Source organism: Martinezella lusitana, assembly GCF_900094565.1.
Lineage (GTDB): Bacteria > Pseudomonadota > Alphaproteobacteria > Rhizobiales > Rhizobiaceae > Rhizobium > Rhizobium lusitanum.
Map to the genome: position 1 here is coordinate 50287 of NZ_FMAF01000023.1, position 15460 is coordinate 65746.

A 15460-nucleotide genomic window follows, 5' to 3' on the forward strand; every position below is an offset into this window, starting at 1 on the left:
TGCTCATTGTTTGTCACAAGAAAATGCCGGTGTAGTTCTGCCTATCCCAGATGCTGCCGATTTCGACATGCTTTTCCGCCTGCGCTGTGGTTAATCGCTTCGCCCCAGCCACGCCGGCGGGTTGCCCGCGACATCGAAGAGATTTTCCGTAGAGTAGCAGGGGCCTATTGGGGTCCGAACAACATTTGCAGAAAATCGTACGCTAAGATGGGTCGCCGCGTGAACGCGCACTAAAAGCGCCGTGGAAGCAACCAATCAATGTTCGAAAGAGAGTTTTGCGCCGGAAACGGAGGTCAGTCGCAGCTACCTGGCTAGCAGTGCCTTCAACCCTTTGGGATAGAGGCTTGGTGAGCCGGGACGATCAAGCTCTTCCAAGGCGTACCACCGTGCAACACCGGATGTTCCGTCACTTTCGTTGAAGGTGATTGTTTCGTGATGTCGATAATCATCAGAAACAAATTCGATCTCGAACACGAACATTATCTCGTGGCCGTTCTCGCCTTCAAAGACGAATAAATTCTCAATGACCAGTGGGTCCGACAGCACCTCTACTTCAACGCCGAGCTCTTCAAGGAACTCGCGCTTGAGAGCAATTTGCGAGCTTTCGCCGAACTCCACCGTTCCCCCGAGCGGACGAACGCCAGCGACGCGGCCCTCGCTATCGTAGACTTCGGCGGCCAGGAGGCGATTATCTCGCCAATGAAGGCCAATAGCCTTCACATTGATGTTCGAACGCAGAGTGCTCATAGGCGACGGATAGTATAGCCAACCAACGAACGCAATGGGCCTAGGCGGGCCAATAGAGCGGTTGCGGCGCCATATTGTTTTCGAATAGACGAGGTCAACTACTGCGCCGCGCGAAGAAGTCGGCCGGTAAGCCGCAACGGCCTGAAACCCCCAGCCACCTGCCGCTCGGCGTCCCAGGAATAGATGCCGGTGAGATTAATATGCTCCCAACTGAGTGGGGATACGTGCTTCAGCTGCTCGTTAGCAATATTACGGCCCCGCTGGCGCAGGTGGGTCGTGGCCCGGCTGAGATAGACGGTGTTCCAATGCACGATGGCGCTGAAGCATGCATCGACTGGAGACGCCGACAAAGCTTATGGAATGCTCCCCTACAGATTGCCCAACAAAATCGGAACAGTCGATCCGACGAGAAGAAGTGCGACCGAAAGATTGAAGACACGTGCATAAGTTGGCCGGGTAAGCACATTACGGAGCAGGCGACCGGCAGCCGCCCAGACAGCAACGCTAGGGATGGCCACAAAAGCCAGCAAAGCCGCAGCGATTGAGATGTTCAGCAGATAGTCGCTGCTGGGAATATAAGTCGCAGCCGCGCTCACTGTGATTGCCCACGCCTTTGGATTAATCCACTGAAACGCGGCGGCGCCCAAAAAACCGATAGGCGAACTCTCCGCGTCTTCAACAATTGGGCCGCTGCGCGCTATCTTCCATGCAAGCCAGATGAGATAAAGCGAACCGCCTATCCGCAAGATCTCGTGAGTGACCGGATAGGCCTCGAATAGCTTGCCTAGGCCGAAGCCAATCGCCAACATTTGCACGGCGACGCCAGCAGCAATGCCGCCTATGAGCGGAAACGATCTAGTCAAACCCACACGAACGCCGGAAGCCAGCGCCATTGCGTTGTTGGGTCCAGGCGCAAGTGTCATGAGAAAGGCGAAGACGAGGAATGGGGCGAGAACTACTGAATCAGTCATACGCGCAATGTTAAGAACGTTTTCACAGAATGTTGGTGCAAATTTCATCGATGGAGCCGGAAAGATTGCAACAAAAACCTGTATAGCCAGCAGTCGTTTTGCTGCCTGGTGTCGTGAGGCTTCCATACGATTTCGTCGAGAACGTACCCGTCCTGGTCAACGGCACGACATAGCCAATGCTTCGGGCAATCGATAGAGATTAAGACCTCGTCTAGATGCCGTCCACGTAGTTGTTTGGCAGGCCGGCCCGAACTTGCGGCCCCATTGCCGTATCTCCGCAGTAGCCGACGTCCGGCATCACGATATCGACACCACCGGTATCAAGAAGATTTCTAAATCCGCTGCAAGTGTAGCTTCGCTCGCCAGGGGCGATCGGAATGGCCAACGGCCGGCGAGGTTCTTGAGCCCCTGCTGTCAAAACTAGCTCAGTTCCGCGTGGTATCAGGATACAGGTGGTACATGCTGTATTGAATTTAGAGTGAGTCGTCCGATTGACAGCCCGCCATGTCTTCGCTGCGACCTCGCAGACCCAGATCGCGATAGGATCTCAACCCATTGAGTTCAGCACCATATCGGCAGCCAGTTCAGCTTTTGACAAATCTTGGCTGCAGGCCGATTGCTCGTCACCGAGCAATATGCGGAGAACATCGGTACCCAGAAGACAGTCCACGTACCGGCGAGATAGAATATCGACATCTTCGGAGAGATCAGGAAATCCGATCTTTAGAACTTGCGACGCCAGTTCTTCGAAGTGTTCTATGAACGCCCTATAGGCGAGCGGTAACAGAGCCGGAAAAGAGTCAGCCTCAGCGATAATAAGACGCATGAGCGCAATGCTGTCAGGATGCAGAATCTTGAAACGCATCTCGATCCCACTGGTGATCAGCATCTCCCGGACCGGCAAGTTCACAAGATTTTCATAGTATTGCCGCTCATTTTCATCGCGGGCGCGGCAAGCGTCAGTGACCGTTGCCGCAAAGAGGTCCTCCTTGCTTTCTGCAAACCTGTACAGCGTCATGAGCGAAATACCGGCCGCCTCAGCGACTGTTTCCATCGTGGTGCCGGCATAACCGGTTCTGATGAAACAGCGCCTGGCCGCATCGATGATCTCGCTCCTTCGCCGCGCCATTGCCCTGGCCTTGGGGTGACTTTCCGGCCACTCTCGCATGCTGTTGACTCCATATGATAGTCTAGACTATCAAATACCGCGTGGTGTTCGATCACTGCGCGGTTTAACATATCGTCTTGGAGCCAGCATGAGCAAAACGAGCACTTTCACTTGGACCGGGCAAATACTGCTTGCCGCGTTTTTCGGCTACGCCGGCTGGACGAAGTTGACGCAGACTCCGGAGACGATGGCGGCGATGGGCTGGAATTGGACCCTGGAAGTTCCAACCTGGCTGATTACAATGATCGGCTCGACGGAGATCTTGGGTGCCATAGGCCTTATTTTACCTGCCGCACTCGGGATCCTTCCTTGGCTGACGACCGCTGCAGCGGCGGGATTGGTCCTGCTACAATTTACAGCGATCGCCTTTCATGTCTCTCGACAAGAGTTTTCGGTTCTGTGGCTCAATGCGATTGTCATCGCGATCGCTGCTTTGGTATTCGCGGCACGCTTACGAACAAGAGGTCCTCTTTTTAGATGCCCTGCATAAGCAAGTTCCTTGATTGGTCGACAAGCTGCCGCCGCATGACAGTTCTCGGAGATTTCCTGGCGACCGCCGTCATATAATCATCAACGGGAGCGGGCTAGATTCTGTGCCTCCCGTTGTCTTCGCTTACGGCACTGCCGCGAAGACCGTTGCCTGAGCTAGAACGCGTCGATCAACATTTTAAGAAACGCACGAACAGCCGGGTTGGTGCGTCGGCTTTGGGGCCAAACCGCAGTGACATTGTGTCTCTCGACGGCAAATTCTGAAGGGATCGGCGTCAACTGCGCGCGCTTGACCCAGGCGGTCGCGGCAAAACTTGTGGCCATTCCAATCCCCGCGCCGGCCGCGACTGCGGTCATGACGCCTTCGCTTGCATCGACAACGATACCCGAAGATGGAACGATTTCGACCTCACGTTCCCCGATCCGGAACGGCCATCGAAAAAGCTGGCCCGTGCTTTTGTACCGCAAATTGACCGTCTCATGCTCCACCAAATCGTCGGGATGCCCCGGCGTGCCATGTTCAGCCAAATATTCAGGCGATGCGTAGCAGCACAGCCGATGCGGCGACAGACGCCGCGATAGGAGACGCGAGTCGTCGAGTTCGCCGATGCGGATAGAAAGATCAATCCCCTCAGCGATAAGGTCGATCATGTGATCACTGAGACGCAAGTCAATCGTAACGCTTGGATACCGCTTCCTGAATTCCGCAAGGGCTGGAGCGATGACATGCAGGCCGATTGGAAGCGACGCCGCAATTTTCAAGTTGCCAGAGGGCGCCGCGCGGGCTGCCTTTGCCAATTGCTCGATTTCTTCTGCGTCGCGCAAAAGGCGAAGTGCCCGCTCATGCAGTTCTCGCCCCTCGGCGGTCAGCGTCAGCGAGCGTGTCGTGCGGGTGAAAAGCGAGACCCCGAGACGTTGTTCAAGCCGCTGAACGCTCTTGCTGACGGCCGAGGGGGAAATGGATAGCGATCGCGCCGCGGCCGTGTAGCTGCCTAAAGACCCCGCTTTCGCGAAGGCGATAAGACCTGTCAATCTGTCCAAGCCAATTTGTTCCGTCATGGAACTACTAAAGCGAATTGAAGCGCGATTATCAATGTCAGATAAATTTATTATTTCTTTGCGGAAGACGCAATTTAAGAGAGACGAGGGCACCATGACTGAGATGATGAAGGCGGTCCGACTGCACGAGTTCGGTGGCCCAAGTGTTTTACGCTACGAGAACGCTCCTCGACCCGCACTAGCGAGTGGCGAAGTGCTGGTCCGTGTCCATGCGGCTAGCCTCAATCCACCGGACCTTTATTTGCGTGACGGCTATCGGGCTTTACCTCCCGAATGGCGACCCAATGCAACCTTTCCGCTGATCCTTGGCACCGACGTGTCTGGGGTAGTCGCGGCAACGGGCGAACAGGTTACGCAATTCAGTGTTGGCGATGAGGTCTATGCCATGGTCCGCTTCCCCGACGACCTGATGAAAGGGAGTGGTGCTTACGCCGAATACGTCAGCGTACCCGCATCGGAACTCGCAAAGAAGCCACCGAAAATCGATCATCTCCAAGCATCCGGCGCGCCGATGTCGGCTCTTACGGTCTGGCAGTTTCTTGTCGAGCTGGGCCATGACGCGCCCAACCCCTTCCAGTCATTTCCTCATGCGCCAATTCCACTTGAGGGCAAACGTGTCCTGATCAATGGCGCGGGAGGGGGCGTCGGCCACCTGGCGGTTCAGGTTGCAAAATGGAAGCGTGCTAGTGTTACCGCGGTCGCCTCCGGCAAGCATGAGGTACTTCTGCGCGAACTCGGCGCATGCCAGTTCATCAACTACACCAAGACTTCCATCGAAGAAGTCGCACAGGATTTCGATCTGGTGATGGATGCCGTGGGAGGCGCGAACATGGAGCGTTTCCTAAGCGTGATCAAGCCGGCAGGAGTTCTCCTCTTCGTCAACCCGCTGGGTTTCTCCGGTCAGGAGGAGGCTGCAAGGCGTGGAATTACGGTCTCATCCACACAGGTTCGCTCAAACGGCGCGCAGCTGGGTGAGATCGGTCGATTGCTCGACGACGGCACAATCCGAGTCGTCATCGACAGCATGTTTTCGTTGGCGGAAGCATCTGCTGCCCATCAGCGCGCTTCGCAAGGGAGCATTCAAGGCAAGATCGTACTCAAGGCGGTTTGATGGCACCAGGCCACACGAGCGCAGTTACCCCACCGAAGGCTCAACAGGTAAGGCAAGCATCATGCTGATAATAACAGGATATATGCACATCGATCCTACTGAGGTTCCGCAATTTCTTGCGGAACTGAAGGATCTTGCGATCGTGACAAGACAGCGGCCTGGAAACATCTCCTATGATGCCGCAATTGATGATCCCGCGGCGGGTAGGCTGCTGATCGCGGAACGCTGGACCGGTCAGGAGGCGCTGAGCGCGCATCTTGCTGCTGAGGAGACCAAAGCTTTCGTCGCGCGATGGCAGGGAAGCTTGCGGGGTGATGTGAGGAAGTTTGATGCTTCGAACGAACGGGGTTTGCTGGAATGAAGAATTGTCTCGGTCGCCTTGCCGGGCATGTTCAAAAGGGTATTAGACGTTGATCATGGTTGCTCATCCGCGCCTAAGTCCATCAACTCTTCACTGAGATCTTGTCGCGATGGGGGAGGTACACTCCGCGGCCCTGGAGTTCATTTCGAAGGGCCTCTGGTGAAAGCGCGATCAAATTTGGCTGTTGGCGAAGCCACGCCGCGTTCAATTTTACGAGGCTTTCTCGGTCGTTAACAGCAAAGAATTGACGATCAATCAAACTCAGTTTCCTAAGTACTGGGTCTTTGGAACTGGGTTGGGGTGTATTAATGAACTGTCGTAGCTCCTTTGGATCGATGGCGGCGACAATGGCCGCCCCGTCGTCGAATAGCTCTAGATGTCGGAACGCCTTGATGTCGACAAGCCCCTTTCTTACCATTGCTACCGTTTGGCTGTCCCACTCAGATTCTCCCACAAACTGTGCAAAGCCCCCGTCCACCATTTCGCCATAAAAGAAATCGACGTAACGGCTCTCCAATGCAGCTCGATTAATCTCGTTTTCTGGGACTTTCGAATCTCGGAGACTATCCACAACAGAGAAATTGGATTCCACGATCCCCTGATCGTCGCCACTTGCGAGCGCCTCCGCAGAAACGATCGGTGAGGCTCTGAATGCGGTCGTTTGATCCGGAATATGTGAGGCAGATGCAGGCGACGCCGCCTCCTTCTGGGCTCGCAATATTGCAGCGGTCTCGACTTCGTAAAGTTGAGAATGTCCTACATCGTAAATCCAGAGAACGCCGCTGAACACCAGAACTGGACAGATTATCGTACTCGGACGTAAAGGGACCATGCTCCACCATTGCGTATCTCGTTTCGGTCAGCCTTGGATAATCGCTCATGCCGATTAATGAGCGATCAACGGACTCTCTCGCTCTGTCTTTCGGGAAGCGATGTTTCGCTGCAGATGAGCGCGACCCTGAGCAGGTGAAATAGGCCCAGGGATCGGTGACCGTCTAGGTCGATTCTTGTCACGAGCCGGCGCAAAACGTCCTGTGCATTCGATCGTGACCGCTGTACGCGCTCAAGTCGAGAGCTGTTTGTGACGTCCGGCGATAGAGGGTTTCACGGCCCCTGCCACTCATTTTGCCCCACGTACGGAATCCGCAAGCGAATAATCAGCTCGCCGAGCGAGCGCTTATACACAGATCTTCAAAAAACTACTCGCGTGCGGCTCTGATCAAGAGAGCCTTCCTCCGGTCAAAAGGTATAAGCAACAAAGGTGAGCTCTATAAGGTGTTCCGACGCAAGATTATCTGAAGCGTCCCGTTAAGGGAAAACGACGATCCTTGGTCGTTGGCGATTTCCGATGAACTTTCGGCCCAGGAGGAGACTGGAAACGCTTGAACTCCGAGCGCCGGACCTGACGGCGGATCATTTGTATAAATTCGAGCGGTTCGCCAAGCTTGGCGGCGATCTCGGCATCGGTGTGACGCTCCTTGGCGTCCTCCATCTCCCACAGCACGGCGTCGAGGCGCGGATAGGGTGGAAGACTGTCGGTGTCGCGCTGGTCCGGCCTTAGCTCCGCGCTCGGCGGTGCTTCCATGGTCTGCCGCATCGAAGCGATCGCACCCTCGTTATAGTGTTCGAGCGGTTTGTCAAAGGCCTGGAACCAAATGCGCGCGAACAATGGATCGGGGTCGATTGCTTGTTTGTAACGCATCTCCAGGATGGGAAACACGTCGATAGCCTTGTACAAATCCTTTAGTGGATTGAAGGCAGCACGCATGTCGCCATAGAGCGTGCCGTATCCCATCAGAATCTCGCTCTTGTTGCTTGTGCCCAGGATGGCCCTGCGACCGTGGTCGTTTGAGATCGCGGACAGCGTATTGCCCCTGATCTGGGCCTGCAGGTTCTCATCAGCGAGACCGGACATGTCACGCCCATAGACGTCCCGGAACTTGGCTTTGCTGGCCTCATACTCTTTTGTGATCGGGAGTGTCCTAGCGTTGAAACCAGCGCCCACGCCGATGGCAAAATCGTTGGCTCGACTGCTCGAGCCGGAGGACGTGTAGGGCGAAGGCATCAGCGCCGCATTGACGCGGGTCGGGCCAAATACGTCACAGGCCAGCGCGGCGACCAAGAGCGAATCCGCACCGCCCGACAGGCCGAGTACGACATCCTCGAAGTCGTTCTTCTCAATATAGTCACGCAGTCCAAGGCCGACGATGAGATAGCGCTCCTGCTCGTCGGTCAGTTCAACAGGCGCCTTGGAGGCTTCATTTCGAAAGCCACGACCGTCTCTGTCGATAAGCGCGACGACCTCGACGCCTTCCTTGCCGGGTTCCATCTCAGAGATCGTGCCGTCTGGATCGATGGTGGCCGAACAGCCATCCCATACCAATTCGTCATTGCCGCCGACCTGGTTGACGTAAATCAGCGGCACGCCCGTCTCGGCGACACGTTTCGCGAAGATATTGCGGCGGAAATTGCCCTTGGCGATGGCAAAAGGGCTTGAATTGATGGAGACGATGATCTCAGCGCCTTTCTGCCTGAGTTCATCTGTCACGTCGTCGAACCAGATATCCTCACAAATGCAGAAGCCGATGGTTGCCTTTCCCACAGGCCCATCGAACATCAAAACGTTAGCCTCGGCGTCCGTTCCAGTTTGGTCCAGGCGACTTTCAAACCAGCGCACATCGTCGAAGACGTCATAGTTTGGCAGATGGGTTTTCATGTAACTGTGAACGTCCCGACCATTGCGGAATACGACGAGGCCGTTGCACATCTTACGGCCCTGGGTTTTGCCACGCAATGGCGATCCCACCACGATCGTCAGGCCATATTGCCCTGAAAGAATGCGGTATTGATCCAGCCAGTGGATGACCGCCTCTTGATAGTCGGCTTCGAGCAGATAGTCGCCAGCGGCGTAGTTCGCGACAGCGCATTCCACCAACACATGAATGTCAGCGTCCTTGGCTGAGAAAATGCTGTCTCTACTCTTCTCGAAATTCCCCCTGAAATCGCCGGTAGTGTAGTTAAGTTGGTGCATGGCGAATTTGAGCTGCCGCATTCCAAAACTCTTTGGTGGGCCGCCGTTATCGACAGCTTGATAATTGGGAGGAAGGCCGATGGCCAAACGGCACAGGATTTCGGTGTCGCAAACCGATGTGAGGCTAGCATGCCGATCGGTGCTGGCAAAAGGTTATTGTGTTTTTGATCGTCGGCGGCAGATTTCGATAAATTGGGGCAGCGAATTTCAGAAAACCGCGGGGAAGGATGTTGCCGCGCGGCGGTGGGCCGTCGGCATCTGTGGTGCGGGTGGCAAGCTGTATTTCTTAGCAACCAAAATAGTCAGATCCAGGATCCGACGCGACTTAAACTCAAGGCGCGAAGCCGTGCGATTTTCGACCGAAGGCGTGCTTGCAATGTCAGCCTCCGCACGGTTCACCCGAAAATAATAGGCGATTTTTGCAACGCCGTAGTGGCTGTGGCGCCATCGAATTTGCCCCACTTACCGATGGCCGAAGTAAAAGGGGCAGATTGATGGAAACGCGGACGCAAACCGCAAGCAGTAGATGGTGCAAGTCCATTGCGATGAAGGAGCAGCGATCCACATCGGCCCCGAGTCATGCGCGGGCAGTCGTGAGGCTCTACGTGAAGTGTCGACAGGGGAGCACCGAATAAAGCGGAAGCGAGGGCAGCGAAGACTACGCCGTAGAGGGGAGGAAATGAATACCAGCTCTTGGCGACTCGGAATATCTTGGAAAAGCCGCGCCCTCATCCCGATTGATCTCCTTTAGATCGCTCCGCTGCTGGCTTGGTAGGGGGCAGAACAAGATTAAGGGGCTCAAGAGCGCGGCGGGGTGAGGCTACCGCTCCGAAACGGCGGCGCCCATCGGCTGGGAACAAGTGCTGGTAGGAGCCCGGCACCTGTTCGATTTGCTCTAGAAGCGATAGGTGACGCCGGCGCCGATGAGCCACGGATCGAGGTTGGCTTTGCCGCTGACATGGGCACCGCCGACACTGGCATCGAAATCCGGCCTCAGGAAGATCTTCTTCGCATCGACATTGAGACCCCAATGCTCATCGAGCATGTAGTCGAAACCGGCCTGCAGCGCGACGCCGAACGCGTTCTTGACGTCGAGGCTGCGGGCGTTTTTGCCTGATTGATCGTAGAATATCGTATAGTTTACGCCGGCGCCCACATAGGGCCGAAACGCGCCGAAATCGGTAAAGTGATATTGCAGTGTCAGCGTGGGCGGCAGCAACCATGTTTTGCCGATTTCGCCGAGACCTGTGATCGCGCCGCTGCCATACACCTTGGCATATGTCGTGCCGAGAATCAGTTCCGCCGCGATATTGTCGTTGAAGAAATAGGAAATATCGAATTCCGGAATGACCGTGTTCGAGTAGGACAGGTCAGAACCCGCCAACCCGTCGACGCGGCCCGAGTCCCTGGTGATCACGCCGAGCGCGCGCAGGCGTATCTGCCACGGGCTTTGGCTCGTTACGGCGGGCGCCTCACCCTGCGCGCCAGCCAGATCAGCCGCTTGCGCTGTGCAGGCCGTGGCTAATGCGGCTGCCGTTACGATGGCGGGAACGATGTTGCTGGATATCATCTCTTTCTCCTTCAATCCGAGACTCGTGTCGGTTGGGAGAAATATCCGCTCTCGGGAGGGTGATGATTTGAGCTAGATCAAATTGGGAAGGCCGCTTTGGCCGATGCAAGCAAAGCCTGCCACATTGTCTCAATCATGCAACAGGGGGGTGGCGTCGCCTTAACGGCCTGGTTGGGATCGACTTGGTATTCGGGTTGTCATGACCGAAGCCCCGCATGTTCACCTCAGACGCCACCGCTTTCCCGCTGAGATCATTGCCCACGCCGTGTGGCTCTATTATCGGTTCCCGCTCAGCTTTCGCGACGTCGAGGATCTGTTGGCTGACCGCGGCATCAACGTTTCATTCCAGACTGTCCCGGAATGGGCGACGAAATTTGGCCTGAAGTTCGCTCATCAGCTCAGACGACGCTCACGCGGCCACTTTGCCGACAAGTGGCAGCTCGATGAGATGGTGGTGACGATCAAGGGAAGGAAATACTGGCTGTGGCGTGCCGTCGATGCAAACGGTTATGTCCTCGATGCCCTGCTGCAAAGCCGAAGGAACAAGGCAGCCGTCCTGCGTCTGATGCGCAAGCTGCTCGAGGATCAAGGTATCGCCCCGCGCGTGATGGTGACCGAAAAGCTGCGTTCCTATTCGGCCGCAAAGGCCGAGTTGATGCCACGCGTGGAGCATCGCTCGCACAAGGGATTGAACAACCGAGCTGAGAATTCTCATCTTGCTGTGCGACGACGAGAGTGACGAATGATGCGGTTCAAGTCCGCACGACAGTGCCAGCATTTCGTCTCAACTCACGGCCAGATCGCCAATCTCTTTCTTCTTCACAGGAAATGCTTGACCGCCACCGACCATCGCCAGCTTCGCACTCACGCCATCTCGATCTGGCGTGAAACCGCTGGCACGATTGCTACCTGAAATACCGGACACACGCCCTCACCACGGGTTCCACCCTGTTAAGGCGACGCCACCCGCACGCGTCATCGGTGAACGGCTACTTCCTCAACAACGCTGCCAATAGGCGGCGATGCTGAAGGTGCCGGGATCCCTGGCGATCTCGCTCTTGACGAAAGCGCGGACGGCACGGGCCTGCTTCTGTTCGCAGGCGACCCAGACAAAGGTTTCCGGATCGGCCGCAGGCACGATGTCGCGCAGGATGCGTTCAAGCGTATCCGTCGTTCCGGCAGCGGCATAATTGCGATGCAGCCAGGTGACATCCATTGATGCGCTTGATGTCAGCGGCTGCTCTTCTTGTTTGTCGGCGACCTCGAGAAAGATCCGCAACTCGGCATCGGCAGGGACGGAGGCTGCAATGCGGGCGATGGCCGGCAGCGCGGCTTCGTCGCCAGCAAGAATGAGTTTGCGCGCTGCTGGCACGCCGCCGCCACCGGGGCCGATCAGGCCGGCGCGATCGCCGTGGCGCGCGGTCATCGCCCAGATCGCTCCCGGCACATCGTCGCCTTCATGTACAACGAAATCGATATTTATCTCGCCTCGGTCAAGATCGATGCTGCGGATCGTATAGGCGCGGATGGTCAGCGCATCATCGCCCTTCGGCCAATGGATGCGGCCGTCCGGCTCCGTATGCGGCCAGACCGGCACGCGACCCTTCGGCGGGATGAGCAGGCGGACATGCATGCCGCCCTCGACGAAATGCCTGGCATCATCGGTCGCGACGACGACGCGGCGCATATGCGGGGTGATATGGTAGGCATCGACAACCCTGATTTCGCGGAAGTTCGGTATGGCTGATGGTTGCGGGCCGTCGGCCCAATTGAGGGCGAGCGTGTTGCTGGTGGAGAGTTCGAACAGGTTTTCGGCGACCATGCTGCGGATCGTGAAGAGCATGGCTGCCGTCGGGCAACGTAGCTTGATGTCGAGACGATCATTGCTGACGGCGATGTCGGCGCTGCCGATGACGGTATCGAGGCGGGCTCCGGCCGCGCTTCTCGTGATGGTGACATGTTCGGCAAAACGCGCGCAGAACTTATCCAGCAATTGACCGGCATCCTTGTGGGTTGCCACGCCGGAAGCGGTGAAATCCCTTGCATGAATCATTTTTTCGTCTCCTTGCGGGTCAGGAACCAGATGAGATAGGGGCCGCCGATCAGCGCCGCGAACAGACCGACGGGAACCTCATAGGGAAAGATCACAATGTGCGACAGCCAATCGGCCAGCACGAGCAGCATGGCACCAAGCAACAAGCTCGCGCCCAACTGTTTGACGGTGCTACGAAAGCCTATGAGGCGCCCAAGATGCGGTGCGATCAGCCCCGTCAGGCTGAGCGGGCCGACGAGGAAAGAGGGAATCGCAGTCAGGATGGCCGCAAGAACCGCCAGAGTGAGGCGGCTTGCCGCAACCGAGAGGCCGACGGAGCGCGAAATGTCGCCGCCGAGCGGCAGCACATCGAACCATCGCCTCAGGATCGGCAGGATCGGAACGAGAAGCACAAGCGAAATGACCCCGATCCAGGCTTCGAAGGAGCCGGCCCGATTGGTGGAGCCCGACAGCCAGGTCAGCAGGAGATAGGCGCGCAGATCGCCGCGTGAAAGAACGACAGTGACGATTGCCATGCAGAGAGCGCCGATGGCGACGCCCGAAAGCAGCAGTCGCTCGGGGTCGAAGCCGCCACGCGCGCTGAATGCCATCATGCCAAGGAATGCAATCAGCGCGCCGATCGTCATTGCGGTGATGGTGACGACGGGCGAGGGGAATGCAAAGAGAAAGAGTGCGATCGTCAGGCCCGCACCGCCGCCGGCGCTCACTCCCAGGACCTCGGGGCTTGCGAGCGGATTGGCGGTGAGGCGCTGCATGATGAAGCCGGCTGCGGCGAGCATCGCGCCGGCAGTTGCTGCAACGACGGTGCGCGGCAGGCGGAAAGGCAGAAGTTCCCGAAACTGGCTGCCGATCGCCATGTGCCAGCCATCGAAACTGCGCCCGACCGACAGAACAATGAGGATCAGAAGAACGAAGCCGAGCGCGAGCAAAGCAAGCGTTCGTCCCGGTGCTGCAATAGTCAGTCGTGCCCGAGGGCCGCCAACGGCGCGCAGCGCATTGCCGGAATGCAGGCGCCGCAGAAGCAGCAACAGGAGCGGTCCGCCAAGGAGCGCGGTCGCTGCTCCCGTCGGGGCAAGGTCGGTGAACCCCGGCGAGAGGAGCTGCACCAGGCAATCCGTCAGGAACAGCAGGCCGGCGCCGGCGATAGGGGCGGCGATCAGCAGCTGCCGGGTGCGCCGCGCGCCGCAGAATCTGGCGATGTGAGGTGCGGCAAGCCCAAGAAAGCCGATGATGCCGACCTGCGCCGTCACCGAAGCCGCCAGCCAGACGGCAAGCGCCAGAATGGCAAGGCGCATGCTGTGCAACGCAAGGCCGAGGTTCTTGGCGCTGCGGTCGTCCAGGCTCATCACCGTCAGAGGACGGACCAGCGCCAATGCGGCTGCAAAGCCGATGATCAGGCGCGGCGCAAGCGTGACGACGCCATCCCAGTTTTGCTGGTTCAGCGCGCCCGCGCCCCAGATGAAGACGGACATTGCATATTCGCCGCGTGCGAGAATGATGGTGACGCTAAGTGCGGTTGCAACCAGCGTCACCATCATGCCGCATAGCGCCACCGTCACCGGGTCGAGACCACGCCGCCAGCTCAATGCCAGAACGATCAGGACCGCAGCAAGCCCGCCGACAAAGGCAGAGATCTCCCGCGGCAGGCCGATCAGCAGGGGAAAGAGCCCGACAGCGATCGTCATCGCCAGCTGCGCCCCGGCGGCGATCCCGAGCGTCGAGGCGTCGGCGATCGGATTGCCCAAGACTCTTTGCAGCAAGGCGCCCGAAAGGCCGAGAGCCGCACCGGCTATGATTGCGATAGCCGAGCGCGGCAGCAGGCTATCGGTGAGCAAGATATGGTTGAGTGCGGCTGCCTCGCGTACATCAGCGGCAAGCTGCGGCCGCAGCAAGAGCAGAGCTGCAAAAGCAAGGATGCAGAGAGTGGCGAGCAGAGCACCGTTGCGTGCCAGCGATTTGCCTTGGGCAATCACAGGCCGATCAATCGTTCCATGCACGGTTGAGCCCTCCTGCAAGGAGATCGGCGAAGCGTTCTGCCGCCGGCAGCGCACCATAGGGATTGATCGAGCCGAGCATGAGGACACGACCTTGCCGTACCGGCGGAAGCGCATTCCAGAATGCGCTTTGCTGGAGTTCCGCCAGAGCTTCGGCCGGATGCGGCGGGATGAGGACGATCCATGCATCCGGCATGGCGGCTAGCCGTTCGATGCCGACCGGTGCGGTCGCCGAATAACTCGTCAAATCCGGCCAGGCATTGGTCAGGCCGGTGCGGGTGAGAACTTCCCCGAACATGCTATCGGAGCCGAAGACGCGAAAGTGCCTGGCGTCGCCCAGATTGATCGGCAGGATCGGCCGGTGATCGCCCTTGCTGAAACTGGCGCGATAGGCTTCGAGCTTTTCGCGCATCGCGTCGACGAGGGCGCGACCTGTCATAAGTCCAAGCCGATCGCCGATCGCAAGGGTTGCCTGTTCCGAAAGCTGGTAGGGGCTGGCTCCGGGTTGATAAATGGCGTGGCTCTCGACCGGTGCGATCAGCCGCATGCGATCGTCGGCCCAGGTATAGAAATTGGAATTGAAGATCAGATTTGGCCTGGATGCAAAAAGGACTTCGAAGTTCGGCGTGCCGCGCAGCCCGAGATCGGCAACGCCCGCGGGAATAGCCGGGGTCACGGCAACGTCGCGGAATTGCAGTAATTCGGTGCCGGCAACCACATTTGCGCCGATCGCCAGCAGGGTTTCCAGAATGGCCCAATCGAGCGTCGCCACACGCGGGCTCGCCGCCGCGCGCGCCGGCGTCAGGCCTGCGATCGCGCCTGCGCCTGCCATCGCAATGAACTGTCTTCGAGACAGCTTATGGGTGTTTCCTGCTGTCATTGGAAATAGCTGACCAGGCTGCAGCA

13 protein-coding genes and 4 pseudogenes are annotated in these 15460 nt (G+C 57.8%); 4 read left to right on the plus strand and 13 right to left on the minus strand.

The window, feature by feature from the left end; translation table 11 throughout:
- Nucleotides 1-303: 303 nt before the first annotated feature.
- The 6 genes and pseudogenes from GA0061101_RS29205 to GA0061101_RS29225 all read right to left on the minus strand — a co-directional run bounded on the left by GA0061101_RS29205 (nucleotide 304) and on the right by GA0061101_RS29225 (nucleotide 2886).
- The gene (locus GA0061101_RS29205) at nucleotides 304-747 is read right to left on the minus strand and encodes an NUDIX hydrolase (RefSeq protein WP_047557140.1); all 444 of its coding nucleotides are present in this window, start codon (nucleotides 745-747) and stop codon (nucleotides 304-306) included.
- Between the two features lie 98 nt (nucleotides 748-845).
- A pseudogene (locus GA0061101_RS40945) lies at nucleotides 846-1100 on the minus strand (Tn3 family transposase); the annotation flags it as partial.
- A gap of 15 nt (nucleotides 1101-1115) precedes the next feature.
- Nucleotides 1116-1844: a LysE family translocator gene (locus GA0061101_RS29215; RefSeq protein WP_197070353.1), complete on the minus strand. Its 729-nt coding sequence runs from the start codon at nucleotides 1842-1844 to the stop codon at nucleotides 1116-1118.
- Nucleotides 1823-1991, minus strand: a pseudogene (locus GA0061101_RS40365) (IS6 family transposase); the annotation flags it as partial. The pseudogene GA0061101_RS40365 and the gene GA0061101_RS29215, both read right to left, overlap by 22 nt.
- Nucleotides 1992-2049: 58 nt before the next feature.
- Nucleotides 2050-2136, minus strand: a pseudogene (locus GA0061101_RS41155) (hypothetical protein); the annotation flags it as partial.
- A 129-nt stretch (nucleotides 2137-2265) separates the two neighbouring features.
- Nucleotides 2266-2886, minus strand: a complete 621-nt coding sequence (locus GA0061101_RS29225; RefSeq protein WP_092576423.1) for a TetR/AcrR family transcriptional regulator — start codon at nucleotides 2884-2886, stop codon at nucleotides 2266-2268.
- A gap of 88 nt (nucleotides 2887-2974) precedes the next feature.
- Here GA0061101_RS29225 and GA0061101_RS29230 point away from each other — a divergent pair, with 88 nt between their 5' ends.
- Nucleotides 2975-3376, plus strand: a complete 402-nt coding sequence (locus GA0061101_RS29230; protein WP_052224330.1) for a DoxX family protein — start codon at nucleotides 2975-2977, stop codon at nucleotides 3374-3376.
- Nucleotides 3377-3531: 155 nt separating this feature from the next.
- Here the strand turns inward: GA0061101_RS29230 and GA0061101_RS29235 are convergent, their stop codons facing one another.
- Nucleotides 3532-4434 (minus strand): LysR family transcriptional regulator, encoded by a 903-nt coding sequence (locus GA0061101_RS29235; RefSeq protein ID WP_092576425.1) that lies wholly within the window; start codon nucleotides 4432-4434, stop codon nucleotides 3532-3534.
- Nucleotides 4435-4528: 94 nt separating this feature from the next.
- On the opposite strand from GA0061101_RS29235, the gene GA0061101_RS29240 reads away from it, so the two are divergent.
- Both GA0061101_RS29240 and GA0061101_RS29245 read left to right on the plus strand, forming a co-directional pair.
- On the plus strand, nucleotides 4529-5545 hold the full coding sequence (locus GA0061101_RS29240) for an NADP-dependent oxidoreductase (RefSeq protein ID WP_092576452.1): 1017 nt from the start codon (nucleotides 4529-4531) through the stop codon (nucleotides 5543-5545).
- Between the two features lie 61 nt (nucleotides 5546-5606).
- Nucleotides 5607-5906: a putative quinol monooxygenase gene (locus GA0061101_RS29245; protein WP_092576428.1), complete on the plus strand. Its 300-nt coding sequence runs from the start codon at nucleotides 5607-5609 to the stop codon at nucleotides 5904-5906.
- An 82-nt stretch (nucleotides 5907-5988) separates the two neighbouring features.
- Here GA0061101_RS29245 and GA0061101_RS29250 read toward each other — a convergent pair whose 3' ends face one another.
- The 3 genes from GA0061101_RS29250 to GA0061101_RS29265 form a co-directional block, all read right to left on the minus strand.
- Nucleotides 5989-6696, minus strand: a complete 708-nt coding sequence (locus GA0061101_RS29250) for a DMP19 family protein (protein WP_141694129.1) — start codon at nucleotides 6694-6696, stop codon at nucleotides 5989-5991.
- A gap of 501 nt (nucleotides 6697-7197) precedes the next feature.
- Nucleotides 7198-9024 (minus strand): NAD(+) synthase, encoded by a 1827-nt coding sequence (gene nadE / locus GA0061101_RS29255; RefSeq protein ID WP_141694130.1) that lies wholly within the window; start codon nucleotides 9022-9024, stop codon nucleotides 7198-7200.
- 808 nt (nucleotides 9025-9832) lie between these two features.
- Nucleotides 9833-10507, minus strand: coding sequence for an OmpW/AlkL family protein (locus tag GA0061101_RS29265; protein WP_047558445.1), 675 nt, complete (start codon nucleotides 10505-10507; stop codon nucleotides 9833-9835).
- A 199-nt stretch (nucleotides 10508-10706) separates the two neighbouring features.
- On the opposite strand from GA0061101_RS29265, the pseudogene GA0061101_RS29270 reads away from it, so the two are divergent.
- Nucleotides 10707-11420 (plus strand): annotated as a pseudogene (locus tag GA0061101_RS29270) (IS6 family transposase).
- Nucleotides 11421-11504: 84 nt separating this feature from the next.
- Here GA0061101_RS29270 and GA0061101_RS29275 read toward each other — a convergent pair.
- From GA0061101_RS29275 to GA0061101_RS29285, 3 genes are read right to left on the minus strand one after another with little or no spacing between them, the layout of a single operon-like run.
- Nucleotides 11505-12560, minus strand: a complete 1056-nt coding sequence (locus tag GA0061101_RS29275) for a siderophore-interacting protein (RefSeq protein WP_047641237.1) — start codon at nucleotides 12558-12560, stop codon at nucleotides 11505-11507.
- Nucleotides 12557-14533, minus strand: coding sequence for a Fe(3+)-hydroxamate ABC transporter permease FhuB (gene fhuB, locus GA0061101_RS29280; RefSeq protein ID WP_047641436.1), 1977 nt, complete (start codon nucleotides 14531-14533; stop codon nucleotides 12557-12559). The genes GA0061101_RS29275 and fhuB overlap by 4 nt, the downstream gene beginning before the upstream one ends.
- A 7-nt stretch (nucleotides 14534-14540) precedes the next feature.
- A complete protein-coding gene (locus tag GA0061101_RS29285) occupies nucleotides 14541-15386 on the minus strand; it encodes an ABC transporter substrate-binding protein (protein WP_245297601.1) in 846 nt (281 codons plus the stop codon).
- Nucleotides 15387-15460 lie beyond the last annotated feature (74 nt).

Coding starts and splice junctions, on each gene's coding strand:
- GA0061101_RS29245 (WP_092576428.1), top strand. CDS start 5,607: ATGCTGATAATAACAGGATATATGCACATCGATCCTACTGAGGTTCCG.
- GA0061101_RS29265 (WP_047558445.1), bottom strand. CDS start 10,507: ATGATATCCAGCAACATCGTTCCCGCCATCGTAACGGCAGCCGCATTA.
- GA0061101_RS29225 (WP_092576423.1), bottom strand. CDS start 2,886: ATGCGAGAGTGGCCGGAAAGTCACCCCAAGGCCAGGGCAATGGCGCGG.
- GA0061101_RS29275 (WP_047641237.1), bottom strand. CDS start 12,560: ATGATTCATGCAAGGGATTTCACCGCTTCCGGCGTGGCAACCCACAAG.
- GA0061101_RS29240 (WP_092576452.1), top strand. CDS start 4,529: ATGACTGAGATGATGAAGGCGGTCCGACTGCACGAGTTCGGTGGCCCA.
- GA0061101_RS29205 (WP_047557140.1), bottom strand. CDS start 747: ATGAGCACTCTGCGTTCGAACATCAATGTGAAGGCTATTGGCCTTCAT.
- GA0061101_RS29215 (WP_197070353.1), bottom strand. CDS start 1,844: ATGGAAGCCTCACGACACCAGGCAGCAAAACGACTGCTGGCTATACAG.
- GA0061101_RS29235 (WP_092576425.1), bottom strand. CDS start 4,434: ATGACGGAACAAATTGGCTTGGACAGATTGACAGGTCTTATCGCCTTC.
- GA0061101_RS29285 (WP_245297601.1), bottom strand. CDS start 15,386: ATGGCAGGCGCAGGCGCGATCGCAGGCCTGACGCCGGCGCGCGCGGCG.
- GA0061101_RS29230 (WP_052224330.1), top strand. CDS start 2,975: ATGAGCAAAACGAGCACTTTCACTTGGACCGGGCAAATACTGCTTGCC.